Origin of the sequence: Pseudomonas sp. NPDC089741 (genome assembly GCF_044748825.1) — a bacterium.
GTDB lineage: Bacteria > Pseudomonadota > Gammaproteobacteria > Pseudomonadales > Pseudomonadaceae > Aquipseudomonas > Aquipseudomonas helmanticensis.
Genome location: NZ_JBIVGT010000001.1, coordinates 201,332 through 215,164 on the forward strand (window position 1 = coordinate 201,332; position 13,833 = coordinate 215,164).

9 protein-coding genes are annotated in these 13,833 nt (G+C 59.8%); 3 read left to right on the top strand and 6 right to left on the bottom strand.

The window, feature by feature from the left end; translation table 11 throughout:
• Window positions 1–1,647 carry a phospholipase D-like domain-containing protein gene (locus tag ACIPZE_RS00915; RefSeq protein WP_400770615.1) on the top strand — a complete coding sequence of 549 codons (1,647 nt, stop codon included), beginning with the start codon at window positions 1–3 and terminating at the stop codon, window positions 1,645–1,647.
• Here ACIPZE_RS00915 and ACIPZE_RS00920 read toward each other — a convergent pair.
• Window positions 1,644–2,867, bottom strand: coding sequence for an NADH:flavin oxidoreductase/NADH oxidase family protein (locus ACIPZE_RS00920; RefSeq protein ID WP_400770617.1), 1,224 nt, complete (start codon window positions 2,865–2,867; stop codon window positions 1,644–1,646). The two genes, ACIPZE_RS00915 and ACIPZE_RS00920, sit on opposite strands and share 4 nt — an antisense overlap.
• Window positions 2,868–2,944: 77 nt before the next feature.
• Between ACIPZE_RS00920 and ACIPZE_RS00925 the strand changes: the two genes are divergently transcribed.
• The gene (locus ACIPZE_RS00925) at window positions 2,945–3,349 is read left to right on the top strand and encodes a MerR family transcriptional regulator (protein ID WP_283436345.1); all 405 of its coding nucleotides are present in this window, start codon (window positions 2,945–2,947) and stop codon (window positions 3,347–3,349) included.
• A 292-nt stretch (window positions 3,350–3,641) separates the two neighbouring features.
• The gene (locus ACIPZE_RS00930; RefSeq protein ID WP_400770619.1) at window positions 3,642–5,201 is read left to right on the top strand and encodes a transporter associated domain-containing protein; all 1,560 of its coding nucleotides are present in this window, start codon (window positions 3,642–3,644) and stop codon (window positions 5,199–5,201) included.
• 202 nt (window positions 5,202–5,403) lie between these two features.
• Here the strand turns inward: ACIPZE_RS00930 and ACIPZE_RS00935 are convergent, their stop codons facing one another.
• Genes ACIPZE_RS00935 through wecB form a run of 5 tightly spaced genes read right to left on the bottom strand, consistent with a single transcriptional unit; the run spans window position 5,404 to window position 13,819 of the window.
• Complete coding sequence (locus ACIPZE_RS00935; RefSeq protein ID WP_400770621.1) at window positions 5,404–6,480, bottom strand: diguanylate cyclase; 1,077 nt, start codon at window positions 6,478–6,480, stop codon at window positions 5,404–5,406.
• A complete protein-coding gene (locus tag ACIPZE_RS00940; RefSeq protein ID WP_283436347.1) occupies window positions 6,464–7,336 on the bottom strand; it encodes a DUF4434 family protein in 873 nt (290 codons plus the stop codon). The genes ACIPZE_RS00935 and ACIPZE_RS00940 overlap by 17 nt, the downstream gene beginning before the upstream one ends.
• Window positions 7,336–10,497: a phage receptor gene (locus ACIPZE_RS00945; protein ID WP_400770623.1), complete on the bottom strand. Its 3,162-nt coding sequence runs from the start codon at window positions 10,495–10,497 to the stop codon at window positions 7,336–7,338. Before ACIPZE_RS00945 ends, ACIPZE_RS00940 begins: the two co-directional genes overlap by 1 nt.
• Window positions 10,494–12,668 carry a cyclic di-3',5'-guanylate-activated glycosyltransferase NrfB gene (nrfB, locus tag ACIPZE_RS00950; RefSeq protein WP_129394127.1) on the bottom strand — a complete coding sequence of 725 codons (2,175 nt, stop codon included), beginning with the start codon at window positions 12,666–12,668 and terminating at the stop codon, window positions 10,494–10,496. The genes ACIPZE_RS00945 and nrfB overlap by 4 nt, the downstream gene beginning before the upstream one ends.
• Window positions 12,665–13,819: a non-hydrolyzing UDP-N-acetylglucosamine 2-epimerase gene (gene wecB, locus ACIPZE_RS00955; protein WP_283436349.1), complete on the bottom strand. Its 1,155-nt coding sequence runs from the start codon at window positions 13,817–13,819 to the stop codon at window positions 12,665–12,667. Before wecB ends, nrfB begins: the two co-directional genes overlap by 4 nt.
• Window positions 13,820–13,833: the final 14 nt, after the last annotated feature.

Sequence of the window (13,833 nt, forward strand, 5' to 3'; positions counted from 1 at the left end):
ATGCGCATCCTGGTCAAAAACCCTCAAGACGATTTCCGCGTCAAGGCCTACGCCGGCACCAACGGCGTGCTGCTCGCCATCGATCTTGCCGCATCGCGGCGCAAAGGCCTGCTCGGGTTTGCCATCGAAAAGCAGCAGGGCGACAAACCCTGGCTGTTCCTCTTCAACAGCCTGACCTTTCCCGGCAAAGCTCACACCTTCGCGCAATTCCACGCCACGCCGAGCGATAAGGCGCCGCTGCAGAAATTCCGTTGGGCCGATTACGCGGTCAATCCGGGGATGACCCTTCAATACCGTGTTCATTTGGCCTACGGCACCGCCGACGCGCCGGAGTTGGGCGAATCACTGCAACTGACCATCACCTCTGACGACGGACATCCGACCCATCAAAGCGTGATTTTCAATCGCGCCGTGGCCGCCAGTCAGGCCTTTCAGCGCAAGTTTCCCGACCTCGACGCGCAGATCAGCGCCAACAAGAACATGCCCATCGAGGCCTGGCCCGATGCTGCACGGCAATGGCTGGAAAACGGTCTGCTCGGGCGATTGCTGGGGTTTATCGAGCGTGCGGTCGACGGCCAGTGGGCGCTGGATATCGCGATCTACGAGTATCAGTTGCAGGCGATTGTCGATGCGGTCAACGCGGCGTTCGAGCGCGGGGTCAAGGTTCGGGTGCTGTATCACGCGCGAGCGGATGACGAAGACACCGCCATCAATCAGGCGAGCCTGGCCAAACTGCCGACCGCCAGCAAGTGCGGGCGTGTTACCCACAACATTTTTCACAACAAGTTTATTGTTCTCAGCCGCCTCGATACGGCTGGCCAGCGTCAGCCGCTAGCAGTGTTGTGTGGCAGTACCAACTTCACTGCCAACGGTGTTTACCGGCAGGCCAACGTCGTGCACGTTCTCGATGATGGCGCGGTCAGCAGCCGCTATCTGCAAACCTTTGAAGAAATCTGGGCGACGCCGGCCGACGTCGGCGCAACTCGCGCCTGGATCAGCGAACACAACCCGATGGATCCGACCCAAACACTGTTCGCCGGCTTCTCGCCACGCAGCGGCGGCGCGGATTTGCGCGAGTTCGTCGAGATCATCGAGGCTGCTAAAAAAGACGTGTTGTTTGTCACCGCATTCAGCCTGCCCGACGCCATTCTCAACGCGCTGCTCGGCCAGCCGCACGACGACATCCTGCGTTTCGGCCTGCAAAACACTGCCAGCCGCATCACCGGATACCACGCCGATCGCAGCGCCGAATTTGCCGCCACCGCGCTGCTCAACACCGGTCTGGAAGGCTGGCTGCGCGAGAACATGAAAGGCCAGAAAGGCAATCTGCTGGTGCACACCAAAGCGGTGGTCACCGACTTCACCACCGACGCGCCCACTATCATCAGCGGCAGTCACAACCTCAGCACCTCGGCCAGCAACGGCAACGACGAGAACTACCTGATCATTCGCGGTGATACCGATCTGGCCGACCGCTATGGCTTGGAGTTGCTGCGCTTCTACGAGCACTACCGCTTTCGCTATTTCGCGAAGAAGCTGGCGTTGAAGCAGGTGCAGCCGTTGGCCGTGGATGACAGTTGGACTCACGATTATTACGTTGACGGGGATTTGCGACAGTTGTCTCGTTTGCGTTTTGCCGGACGTTAAACACCCATCGCCTGGCGATACTGCCGCGCTCGTCGACCTAGATATAACTGGTCCCGTATCAACGCCCAAAGCGCCGACACTCTTGGCTGCGGCTGGCGACCGCGGCTGAGACGATCGATCTGAAAACGCACCACCGCCATGTTCGCCAAAGACGCCAGCGCCTTGCGTTTCCAGCGAATCGGCGGCAGTTGTGGATTGCGTTCCAGGCCTTCGCGCCAGTGTTTGACCAGATGCGGTTCAAGGGTCAGCGCGGTGGCGATCCCGGCCATGGCGATGCCGCTGTCGAGCACTTGTTCGACCACGGCGAGACGACGAATGCCGCCAGTGACCATTACCGGCATGCGCGCGACACTGGCCAGTTCGCCGGCCATTTCCAGAAAGTACGCTTCACGCGCCAGCGTCCGCCCGTCGCGGGCCTCGCCCTGCATCGCCGGTGCCTCATAGCTGCCGCCGGAGAGTTCGAGCAGGTCGATCGGGTATTGGTTGAGCCATTCGATCACCTGGCGCGCATCGTCGGTGTCGAAACCGCCGCGCTGGAAGTCCGCCGAATTGAGCTTCACCGCCACGCAAAACTGCGGCGAAACCGCCTGGCGCACCGCCTCGATCACCGACAGCAGCAGGCGCGCACGGTTTTCCAGCGAGCCGCCCCAGCGGTCGGTACGCCGATTGGTCAACGGAGACAAAAACTGACTGAGCAGATAGCCATGCGCAGCGTGAATCTGCACCCCGGTAAAACCGGCTTTCTCGGCGAGCGCCGCACTGTTGGCAAAGCGCTGAATGACTTCTTCGATGTCGCTTTCGCTCATCGGTTTGGGCTCGGCAAACATCTTCGAGAACTTGCCCAGGTCCAGCGCAACCGCCGACGGTGCCAACGCTTGCTGTCCAAGGTTGGCCATGGTCTGCCGCCCCGGGTGGTTGAGCTGCACCCAAAAGTGCGCGCCGCCACTGCGACCGATGCTGGCCCACTGGCGGAATTGCTGCAGGTGGCGTTCGTCTTCGAGCACTACGCCACCGGGGCCGGTCATGGCGCGTCGATCAATCATCACGTTGCCGGTCAGCAACAGCCCGGCGCCGCCTTCAGCCCAGGCTTGATACAAGCGGAATAGTTCGCCAGAAGGCGCCTGTTCGCGGTCGGCAAGGTTTTCTTCCATGGCCGCTTTGGCGATACGGTTATCGAGCGACTGACCGTTGGGCAGATTGAGTATTTGAAAGGGCGACATGCTTGACTCCTCATCAGTAATGGAGCGAGGCTAAGCTTAAAGTTAACTTTAATGTCAAGCGGGCAAACGGGGTTGCAATGAAAATTGGTGAATTGGCGCAGATGAGTGGGCTGAGCGCTTCGCGCATTCGCTTTTATGAAGCGCAGGGCCTGATCCCCAAGGTCGAGCGGCAGGGCAACGGTTATCGGCGCTATCCGCCGCAAGTGCTGCAAACCCTGAACATCATTCAGCGTGCACAACAGGCGGGTTTCAGTCTCGATGAGCTTAAATTGCTGCTGCCAGACCCGCTGACCGGGGAGTTCAATGAAGACGACCTGGTGTCGAGCCTGAGCCGCAAAGTCGAGCAGATCGAGGCGATGCAGTTGCATCTGGCACAAAGCAGAGAGCAACTATTGGCGGTGATCGACGACATTCGCAGCCGACCGGACGGTATGGGCTGTAACGCCAATGCGGAAAGGGTATTGAAGTCTTTCAAGCACTGACTTCGGGTTGTAGTACAGATTTTGAAATGATTTGTTGCTGTAGGAAAAGTGGCCTGAGCCTGTAGGCTTCAAGGCCATTTTTCATTCAGGAATTACATGAACACCCTCTCGGAGCCTCCCCCGTCTCTGCCACAGAGAACCTCCTTTTCGCGCCATGGCGCGGTCTTGACGCACTCGCAGCATCCAGTTTTCCGACACCCGACTATCGTTGATAACGCGGCTCCTGAGCCTTCGCGTTGCGCTTTGCCGTGTCCGGCAGCCTGAATTCACTGAAGAGAGATCGAGACGTTTTATGGAATGGTTAGCGGATCCCACAGCCTGGTTAGGCTTGTTGACTCTGATCGTGCTGGAACTGGTGCTGGGCATCGACAACCTGGTGTTCATCGCAATCCTCGCCGACAAACTGCCGCCGCATCAACGTGATCGCGCGCGCATCATCGGCCTGTCTTTGGCGCTGATCATGCGCCTGGGCCTGTTGGCGAGTATTTCCTGGCTGGTCACCCTCACGCAGCCGTTGTTCGAAATCTTCGACAAGAGCTTCTCCGGCCGTGACCTGATCATGCTGTTCGGTGGCGTGTTCCTGTTGTTCAAAGCGACCATGGAGCTGCATGAGCGCCTTGAAGGGCATGTCGGCGAGCGCTCGAGCAATACCTCTTATGCGTTGTTCTGGCCGATTGTCGCGCAGATCGTCGTGCTCGACGCGGTGTTCTCGCTGGACGCAGTGATTACCGCTGTGGGCATGGTTGATGAGCTCGCGGTGATGATGATCGCGGTGATCATTTCCATCGGCCTGATGATCGTCGCCAGCAAGCCGTTGACGCGCTTCGTCAATGCGCACCCGACGGTGATCATGCTGTGCCTGGGCTTTTTGATGATGATCGGTTTTGCCCTGACGGCTGAAGGTCTGGGGTTCCACATTCCGAAAGGCTACTTGTACGCGGCGATCGGTTTCTCGATCCTGATCGAGGTGTTCAACCAGATCGCCCGCGCCCGTCGCAAGCGTTCGATGCAAGGCCTGCGTCCGATGCGTGAACGCACGGCACACGCGGTAATGCGTTTGCTCGGTGGTCGCAAACTGGCGGTGGAAGAGGTCGGTGAGGAGCTTTCCGATCTGCTCGACGACGGTGAAGCGCCGAATGCGGAGCTGTTTGATCGTCGCGAGCGGGTGATGATCAGCGGTGTACTGCAACTGGCCGAACGACCGATTCGTAACCTGATGACAGTACGCGCCGATGTCGACTGGATTGATCTGGCCGACGACGCTGAGACAATTCGTACGAAGCTGATGCATTCGTCGTACTCGCGTCTGCCGTTGATTCGTGACGGTGCGGTGGATGAGCCGTTGGGTTTCGTGCACAAGAAGGAGTTGCTCAAGGAGTATCTGGCCGGCACCGAGCCGAACCTGGAACATCTGGCGCGCAAGACCATCAACCTGCTCGACAGCTATTCGATCCTCAACGCGCTGGAACAGATGCGCGCGGCCTCGACGCACATTGCCTTTGTGGTCAACGAGTTTGGCGATTTTGTCGGTGTATTGACCATGACCGACATTCTCGAATCGATCGCCGGCGAGTTGCCTGATGCCAGCGAAATCGAAGGCCCGGATGTCGTCGAGGAGCAGGGCGGGTTTCTGGTCAGCGGCGCATTGAACCTGGCGCGGGTTCGTCAGCGCACCGGGTTTGGCGCCGAGCCGACCGAGGATTATCAAACCATGGCCGGGCTGGTCATGAGCCTGCTGGATCGTTTGCCGGTGATCGGCGATCGACTGGTGCACGAAGGCTGGCGGATGACTGTGAAAGCGGTTGAAGAGCGACGCGTGACACGGGTGTTGTTGGAGCGTGATACCGCTTAAAGATCACGGCGCCTGTTCCGGCCGTATCGCGGGCAAGCCAGCTCCCACAGGTTTATCGGGTGCCCATCGATTTTGGGTACACCATCAATCTTGTGGGAGCAGCTCCCACATGTTCCGGGTGAGATCATTGAATTTGTGTACACCTGAAAACCCTGTGGGAGCTGGCTTGCCAGCGATGGCAATCTATCTGCCGATACACAGTTTACTTGTGAAAAGTGTAGCGATCCTTGCCCGTATGCTTTGACTCATACAACGCCGCATCTGCCTTGACCAGCGCCTGCGTCAGCGAATCGTCGTCTTCCACCCGGGTCACGCCGATACTGATCGTCACCGGATACCGGGTCGGTTGCTCCCGCACCACGCGGCACAATTCGCCCACCAGCGCTGCAACCTCCTCGCGCTGCACTCCCGCCAGATAAATTGCAAACTCCTCGCCACCCAGGCGTGCGTAATCGAACTGCTGCATGACCTTTTTGATATCGGCAGCGATGCGTTTCAGCACCTCATCGCCGATGTCGTGGCCATAGGTATCGTTGACCTTCTTGAAGTTGTCGATGTCGATCATCAACAGGTAGTGGTCATGCACGCGAGGCTCTGCCCGCAGGTGTTTTTCCGCGAGGGTCATGAACGATCGACGATTGGGGATTTCCGTCAGCGTGTCGTTGTAGGCCTGATCCAGCAGCAGCCTGGACATGATGTAGTTGTACAGTTTGGCTTCGCGCAGCTTGAGGAACGTGTAAATCGTCAACGCACAGAGAAACACGCTGTAGCAGGCGGTCAGTACGCCCCTGAGTTCAAGCAGGCTGGTGGTGGTGTTGATAAACGGGTTGAGCAGCAGCCAGATCAGGAACTGCACGATAAAGAATGCCCGGCGACTCAGCGGCAGTACCGAGAAACTGTAGAGCATGGCGGCCGCAGCGAGCACCAGCCAGGAGCTGTGTACGGCCGGGGGCAAGCCGCTGACGATCAATCGAATACCCACGGTCAGGCCCACTACCAGCAACACCGCCAGAACATCGAAATGTCGGGCCTGGCGGGTAAACCACAACACCATGGTCAGCACAGAGAAAAACGCCACGAATAGCATTGATCGCCAGGTGAATCCCTGACCGCCAAGGAGACTGACGATCAAGTCGAAGATCAGCCACATGGCGATGCTGACGATAAAGATCAACAGGCTGAAGGAATGCAGGCGCTCGAATTCGTGCTGGACAAACTCGGCCCGCAATTCAGCGGGCGCGGTTTTTTTCAGGACCTCGTCTTCAATGATTTTGTACATTGCCGGCCTTGCGCTGGTTGTCGAGAATCACCCGGCCCCACGGGCGATAGCGCAGAGAAAACACCGCGCTGGCGTGACAACCGCTCGACGTCACATCCGGGGCGGCAGGCTCGGCGTGGAACGGCTGGCCGTCACCACTGACCTGGCGGAACGCTTCTCGCACGATACCGACGGAGCAGGGCAGTTCGCTGGCATAGCTGCTGCGCACCACGGGCGACAAGCGGCCGGTACCGGCGCCATCCTGCCACCAGACCTGAACGCCCGCAGCGCTCAACTCGCCCAGCCATTGCGCGTTGATGTTCGGCGCGAGCTTGCCGGCGCTGAATGCACTGACGTGCAGCGGTGCGTCGAGTTTGCCGGCGAGGCCTTTGAGCTGACGTTGCAGCGTTGCCCGGCGATCCGCCGCGAGGAAGTGCAAGTCATCCAGCTCCAGCGGCAGATACCAGCCACTCACCGGCAGCTTCCAGTCCTCGCGCAGCTTCTGCTGCTGCGCCAGCGATTGGCCCAGTTGCGCTTGCCAGTATTTAGCGAGACCGGCGCTGTCCAGTTCGTCGATACGCTGGTAATAGGCCGGATCCATCTTCAACCCGAGTACCAGTTGCAGTCCTTGTTGTTGTGCCAGTTGCAGACTGTTGGCGAGCCAGCCGCTAGCGCCGCCGAAGTCTGAGTCGCCGTAAGCGGTCCACTGTACGATCAGCGTACGCGTGCCTTGTTTCGCCGTGTCTTGCCATATCCGTAGCCACTGCGCCTGAGTGAGACCCGCATCGACATTCAACGGTTGATAGAACACGCGCTCATCGCCTCGCGCGACCACAGTGCCCAGCAGCAGGCAGACAAACAGCATCCATCGAGCCATCAGAAATTCCACTCCACGCCCAGCAGCACACCATTGCCACCTTCATACAGATTGCCGCCCAGCGCCTGTTGATACTCGGTTCGCACTGTCAGCTTCGAGCGGTAGGCGTTATAGCGGTCATCGTCGTACCACCATTGCCAGCGCAAACCGACCCCGGTGCGCAGATCCTGCCGCCAGTCGTTGCTTGGATCCTGGCTGGCAAACTCAAGAAAGCCATACGGCATGATCGTCTGCGCACCGTTGAACGGCAGCTTCCATGTATGCCCTTGCTGGAACCGCGACAGCCACTGATGATCGCCGACCTTGGTCCACCATGCGGCATCGAGGTAGAGGAAGCGTTCATCCCAGTCGCTTTCGTCGACGCGCCAGTCGTTGCGGTATTTGCCCTGATCGAGAAACGATGCAGTGGCGCGCAACAGGTAGTCGGTGGTGGTGTGACCGTCCTGACGATGATCGTCGAGTTGATCCGAGAGCTTGTCCGGATTGATCAACTGGCCAAGGCTGAGGCCATGATTGTCCTGGTCATCGAACTGGCTCTGTTTGTAGATCTCGCCATAGAAGTTGATGTTCTGCGTGCCCCACGGCTTGTAGCGCAGACCGACGCCCGCCGCGACGGATTCGGCGTAACTGGAGCGGCTCTGACCACCCAGCAGCACACGGCCGTAGACCGACAACGAACTGCCGGCGCGACTCGGTTCTTCACCGAGGGCGTGATCCCACATCGCAACCTGGACGTTTTGCGAGTTCGGGCTGCGATTCGAGCCTTGGCTTTTGTCATTGCGCAGGAAGTCGTTGGTCGATACGCCGGCCGGTGACCAGGTGCTGGCGATGGTGAAGTTGTCCCGGCGAGACAAGGCTTCATGGGCGCGCCGCTGACGATAACGCCGGGCTTCCATGCTGCCATCTTCATCGTCGGCAGCCACCGGGTTCTGTTCGAGATCGATGACGCGGCGCAGTTCTTTGCGCGCCGAAGCGCTGTCCTCGACCTCGTCATAACGCCAGGCGAGGGTTTCGCCGAGGTGATAATCCTCGGGGAAGTCGCGGGTAGCCTGCTGCAGATAAGGGATGGCTGTGGCGCGTTGTTCACGGGTGGCGGCGCCCGCAAGGCGCATGCCGTAATCGGCGCGATAACGCGGATTGCCCGGCTCACGCCGCACGGCTTCGGCCAGCCATGCATTGCTTTGCGCAAGATCGCCGGCTTTCTGTGCCGTGACCGAGGCCGCGTAGAAATGCCCGGCATCCGGGGCTGTTTGCAGGGCCTGACGTTGTCGTTGCAACGCTTGTGCATGGTCGCCGCGAGCATCGGCGACTGCCGCACCCAATGCCCATTCATTGGCGCCGCGTGTGCTGCTTTGCTGCCAGAAACGTTCGGCAGCTTGATTGTCGCCCGCGTTCAGCGCGCTGCGACTCACGGTCAGGCGGGCGTTGTCGCTGAGTTGCGCCGCGGGAATGCTGCGCCAGATGGCCAATGCAGCGGTGGAATCGCCAGCGGCTTCCAGCGCGTAGGCCAACGGCAAACGACTGCTGCGGTCACCGAGCTTTTCTGCCTGCTGGTAATAAACCACGGCTTCGCCCGGACGATCGGGCATCGCACAGCGGCCAAGGGCGCGATAGTCGCCGATGGTTTGCGGGTGGTCACCGACGGCTTGTTGCACGACATCGCACTGACCTTTTTCCGCGAGCTGCGCGAGCAGTTGACCGCGAGTGGCGCCGTCGACATGCCCGAGCAGCGACGCCATACGCCGTTGTTGCTGTGCCGTGATATCGCTGGATGAAGCATACAGACCGGCCAGTCGTTGCAGCGCGGCGCCGGGCAGACGTCCGTCATGGCGGTCATAAGCGGTTTCCAGCAGTTGCTGTGCGTGTTGGCGGTCGCCGCTATTGAGTGCGAGGAAACTCGCCTGATTCAGCGACGCCAGGTTGCCGGTCTGACGGTAATGGTATTCCCACAGGGTTTGCTCTTCGGTGCGCCGGCCCATGGTCTGCGCCAGTTCGGCGCGGCGTTTGACCACGGCGGGCGTTTGCGTCTGGCCGGCCAGCCAGACCATGACTTTGCTGCTGTCGCCCTGTTCCTGCCAGACATCCACCAACTGCGCCTGACGACGGCTGTCCCACGGCTCCGGCAAACGAGTGTTTTGCAACAGATCGGTGGCTTGCAGGCGCTGGGCAAGCACCAGCCATTTTTGTGGATCATCCGTTGGCTGGCAGCCGCGCAATTGCGTCAGCGCGGCTTCCGGGTCGTGACGCGACAGCCAATCGGCAGTTTCCAGGCAAGGTCGCTGCAAATCGTTGCTCAGGCGTTGCACGGTGGGTACATCATCGGTCTGCCGTGCCAGTTCCCAAAGACGCTGGCGTTGCGCCGGATCGGCCAGATCGGAGGCGGGCAACGATTGCAACCAGCGTTGTGCCTGCTGATCGTGACCGATGGCGATGGCGCGATCGACCATCGCCAGACGCACTTGGCGCGCGGCTTCCGGTGTCGGTGCCTGTTGCAGCAATTGCTGCAAGGGTTTTTCGTCGAGACGCTGAACATAAGCGTTGGCCAGGCGCTGCCAACCTTCGGCATCCAGTTGTTTTTTCGCCGCCAGCGGCGCCAGTTGTTCGATGGTGCCCGTCCAGTCGCGCAGTTGCTCTGACCAATTGGCACGCGCCAGGCGCAGGATGTTGTCGTCCCCTCGGGGCGACAGTTGGGCGAGCCAGTCGTGCGCCTTGGCCGCGCCGCCGAACTTGGCCAGACTCAAGCTATAGGCCTGCCACAGACGTATGCGGTCATTCAGGTCGCTGGTGGCCATCCATTGTTCGACCTGGGTGCTGCTCGGCGGATCCTGTTCGATCCAGGTCAGGCGTAAATCGAGCACGGCTGCGCTGTCATTGTTCGGCAGCGCCTGGACGGCGTCGCCATAGCGCCGTTGTCTGGCCAGCGATTCCACCAGCAGGGCGCGTGCCTCGTCATTTTTCGGGACTTTTTCCAGCAAGTGCCGCATCAGTCGTTCGACTTCTTTCCAGTTGCCCTTTTTTGCTTCGCGGTAGCTGCGATCCATGTAGGGGTAACTGCGGAACTGTTCGAAATCGCTCAGCGGCGCGGCGTGCAGCGGATACGCCGTACTCATGCCGAGCAGCAGGCTACCCATCAACAGGGTGTGACGGTGCACAGGCTTCATGCAGCCTCCCGAACGATGCGGTAGGCGGCTTGTTGTTCGCTGGCCTGATCTGCAAGGGCCTGATCGAGTACTTCCTGGGTGATCATGCCGCGGGAAATCAGATGTTCGCCGAGTGACATGTTTTCGGCGTCGAAATCGATCAATGCCTGATTGAACAGGGTGGGTGGCACCATCCCGCGTACCTGCAGCAAATTGCCCAGCAACACCTGATGGCGGCTGACGCGTTCCAGCAAGGCTTCATCGTCCTGATGACGCTCAAGCACTTCAAGCATATGACGCACTTCCTCATTCTGTCGGTGACTGGCGTACCAGTGACGAATCCCCAAAGTCACACGGCCCTGCGGTGCCAGTCGGCAGCGTACCGGGCGTTTCAATTGACGGCTGATCGCACCGAGCGATACCTGGCTGACCGGACCTTCCGACGCCAGCACCAGGGTTTCACCATCTTCAGCCACCGGCAGCACGCCATAATGCGATGCCACACGGCGCGGCACGGCGTCGATCAGGCGTTTGTCGAGTTTGAATGGGTTGAGCGGCGCCCACTCCAGATCAAGTTGTTCGGCCAGTGCCTGCACCAGTTGCGTGCTGTCGATGTATTCGCGCAACAACAATTCACGTCCCAGACGTCGACGTACCGGACTGGTGATCGCCGCTTCCAGTTGTTCCTCGGTCAGCAGGCCTTTTTCCACCAGACGATGGCCCAGCGGTGTGCGTTGGGCTTTGGTCAGGGCGGGGAATTCATGGGTGGTCTTGTCCCACGCCACGCGCCGGGAGTCGCCCATCTCCATGACTTGTTTCAGCGCGCGCAGATTGGCGAAGAAGTTGACGAAGTTGCTCCACATCATTCGTGGTGCCGACAGCAGGCCCTCGCCCAGTCCGTAATAACGGGTGACGAACCAGCCGCGCTGAAACAGCCGGTTGAGCAGCATGAAGCCGTTCAGCCAAAGCAATATCGGCAGCAGAGAGCTGTCGGAAAGAATTGAAGGATAGCGCCACGACTCGGGAGAAATCACCGTCACCAGCCACATCACCATCAAGACCACGAACAGCAGGTTGACGAGGAAGCTCAGCATGTAGGCGATCAGGCCGCGCCGGTCGCGCCAGAGGAAATAGTTGAGTAGACCTTTGCGGCTCCAGCCGAGGTTCTTGGTGCCCTGAAACACGATGCCGACAATCCAGCGCGACTTCTGCCGGATCGCATGCTGCAAATCCCGAGGGAAATGCTCACGGACACAGATCACTTGGGAGAACTCGCGGTTCATGCCGAACACCCACGGTTGCTCCAGCGCCAGTTTCGGATCGCTGACCGAGTAGCGGGCGAAAATGCACTTCATGCCTTTTTGCTTGAGACGGAAACCGATGTCGTAGTCCTCGGTGAGACTCTGCACATCGAAAGCGATACCGTCGCCGTCTTCGAGCAGGGCGCTGATGGCCTTGCGGCTGAAGCAGGTGCCGACGCCAGCGCTGGGCACCTGACCGGTCAAGGCCTCGCGGACGATGACGTCCTTGCCGTGGTTCTCGGCGAACTCATCGACATAGTGGCCGGCAGTGAAGCCTTTCCACTCCGGCGCGTATGGGTAGACCGGGATCTGGATCAGGTCCTTGTTCGGCAGCAGATAGTTGAACAGGCGCAATTCCATCGGTGAAATCACGTCTTCGGCGTCGTGCAGGATGAACCCGGCGAACTGGATTTTCGCCTCGCTTTCAAAGCGCAGGATCGCGTCGATGATGTTGTTCAGGCAGTCGGCCTTGCTGGTCGGGCCGGGGCGCGCGCAGACTACTTTGTGCACGTTGGGGTAGTGCTGGCAGACCGCATCGACGTCCGCTTGAGTTTCGGCGTCGTTGGGATAGGTGCCGACAAAAATCTGGTAGTTCTCATAGTCGATGGTCGAGGCGGCCAGGCGCGCCATTTCGCCGACCACACCGACTTCATTCCATGCCGGCACCATGATCGCCAGTGGTTTTTCCGGGATCGCGTACAGGCGCTCTTCATCGGCGCGGTCGAATTTTTCGTAGATCCGCCAGCGCCGGATCAGCTTGCGGGACCAGTACACGAGGTCGATGAACAGATCATCGAGACCGAGGACGAACATCAGCAGGGCGAGGGCAATCGCCACATATTTGAGACCGAACAGCACATACGCAAAAAAGTCGACCCAACCCAGACTCATACCCCTTCACCCGCCGCCGAGCGAGTGCTCAGCCAGGCGTGGAGGCGGGTGGCAATCAATTCGCTGGCGTGGCCATCGCCATAAGGGAAATGCACACGGCTCATGCGCGTATAGGTCTCTTCGTCGTCGAGCAGTTGTGCGGCTTCCTTGACGATGCGGGTCTTGTCGGTGCCGACCAGCAGCATGGTGCCGCTTTCCAGCACCGATGGCCGTTCAGTGACATCGCGCAGCACCAGCAGGGGTTTGCCGATCGCCGGCGCTTCTTCCTGTACACCGCCGGAATCGGTGAGGATGAAGTGCGCACGGCCCATCAGCCAGACGAAATTCGGGTAGTCCTGCGGCGCAACCAGATAGATGTTCGGTTTATTGGCAAGCATGCCGTACACCACTTCCTGCACCAGCGGATTGAGGTGTACCGGATAAACGAATTGCACCTGCGGATAGCGCTCGGCCAGTTCGGCCAGCGCCTCACAGATGTTGCGGAAACCGTCGCCGAGGTTTTCCCGTCGATGGCTGGTGATGAGAATCATCTTGCGCTGATCATCGAGTACGGCCAACGGCGAATCCGCTGCCGGGTGCCAACCGGTTTGCTGCTGTTGCGCGCGCATCCACAGCAAGGCATCAATGACGGTGTTACCGGTGATTTCAATGTTGTCCTCAGGCACGCCTTCGCGCAGCAGGTTGGCGGCGGATTTCGAGGTCGGCGGAAAGTGCAGGTCAGCGATGACGCCGGTCAGGCGCCGATTGGCTTCCTCCGGCCAGGGCGCGCGCAGATTGCCGGTACGCAGGCCTGCTTCAACGTGACCGATGGGCAGTTGCCGATTGAAGGCGGCGAGGGCGGCAATGAAGCTGGTGGTGGTGTCGCCGTGGACAAGCACGATGTCGGGCTTGACCCGTGCATAGGCTTGATCCAGTTGCGCCAGCAGATTTTGCGAAAGACCGTTGAGGGTCTGGCCCTGAGTCATCACTTGCAGGTCTTCGTCGACCGAAAGTTCGAAGGCATCGAGCACTTGCGTGAGCATCTCGCGATGCTGGCCGGTAGAACAGATGTTCAGTTGGATGTCCGGCCACTGACGCAGAACCCGAGCGAGCGGGGCCATTTTGATGGCCTCCGGACGAGTACCGAAAACCATCATGACTTTGAAAGACATTGACCCCTCCTGGG

What these genes read in the sequence shown, in the direction of transcription:
- ACIPZE_RS00915 (WP_400770615.1), top strand. Translation starts at nt 1, where the DNA reads ATGCGCATCCTGGTCAAAAACCCTCAAGACGATTTCCGCGTCAAGGCC.
- ACIPZE_RS00920 (WP_400770617.1), bottom strand. Translation starts at nt 2,867, where the DNA reads ATGTCGCCCTTTCAAATACTCAATCTGCCCAACGGTCAGTCGCTCGAT.
- ACIPZE_RS00925 (WP_283436345.1), top strand. Translation starts at nt 2,945, where the DNA reads ATGAAAATTGGTGAATTGGCGCAGATGAGTGGGCTGAGCGCTTCGCGC.
- ACIPZE_RS00930 (WP_400770619.1), top strand. Translation starts at nt 3,642, where the DNA reads ATGGAATGGTTAGCGGATCCCACAGCCTGGTTAGGCTTGTTGACTCTG.
- ACIPZE_RS00935 (WP_400770621.1), bottom strand. Translation starts at nt 6,480, where the DNA reads ATGTACAAAATCATTGAAGACGAGGTCCTGAAAAAAACCGCGCCCGCT.
- ACIPZE_RS00940 (WP_283436347.1), bottom strand. Translation starts at nt 7,336, where the DNA reads ATGGCTCGATGGATGCTGTTTGTCTGCCTGCTGCTGGGCACTGTGGTC.
- ACIPZE_RS00945 (WP_400770623.1), bottom strand. Translation starts at nt 10,497, where the DNA reads ATGAAGCCTGTGCACCGTCACACCCTGTTGATGGGTAGCCTGCTGCTC.
- nrfB (WP_129394127.1), bottom strand. Translation starts at nt 12,668, where the DNA reads ATGAGTCTGGGTTGGGTCGACTTTTTTGCGTATGTGCTGTTCGGTCTC.
- wecB (WP_283436349.1), bottom strand. Translation starts at nt 13,819, where the DNA reads ATGTCTTTCAAAGTCATGATGGTTTTCGGTACTCGTCCGGAGGCCATC.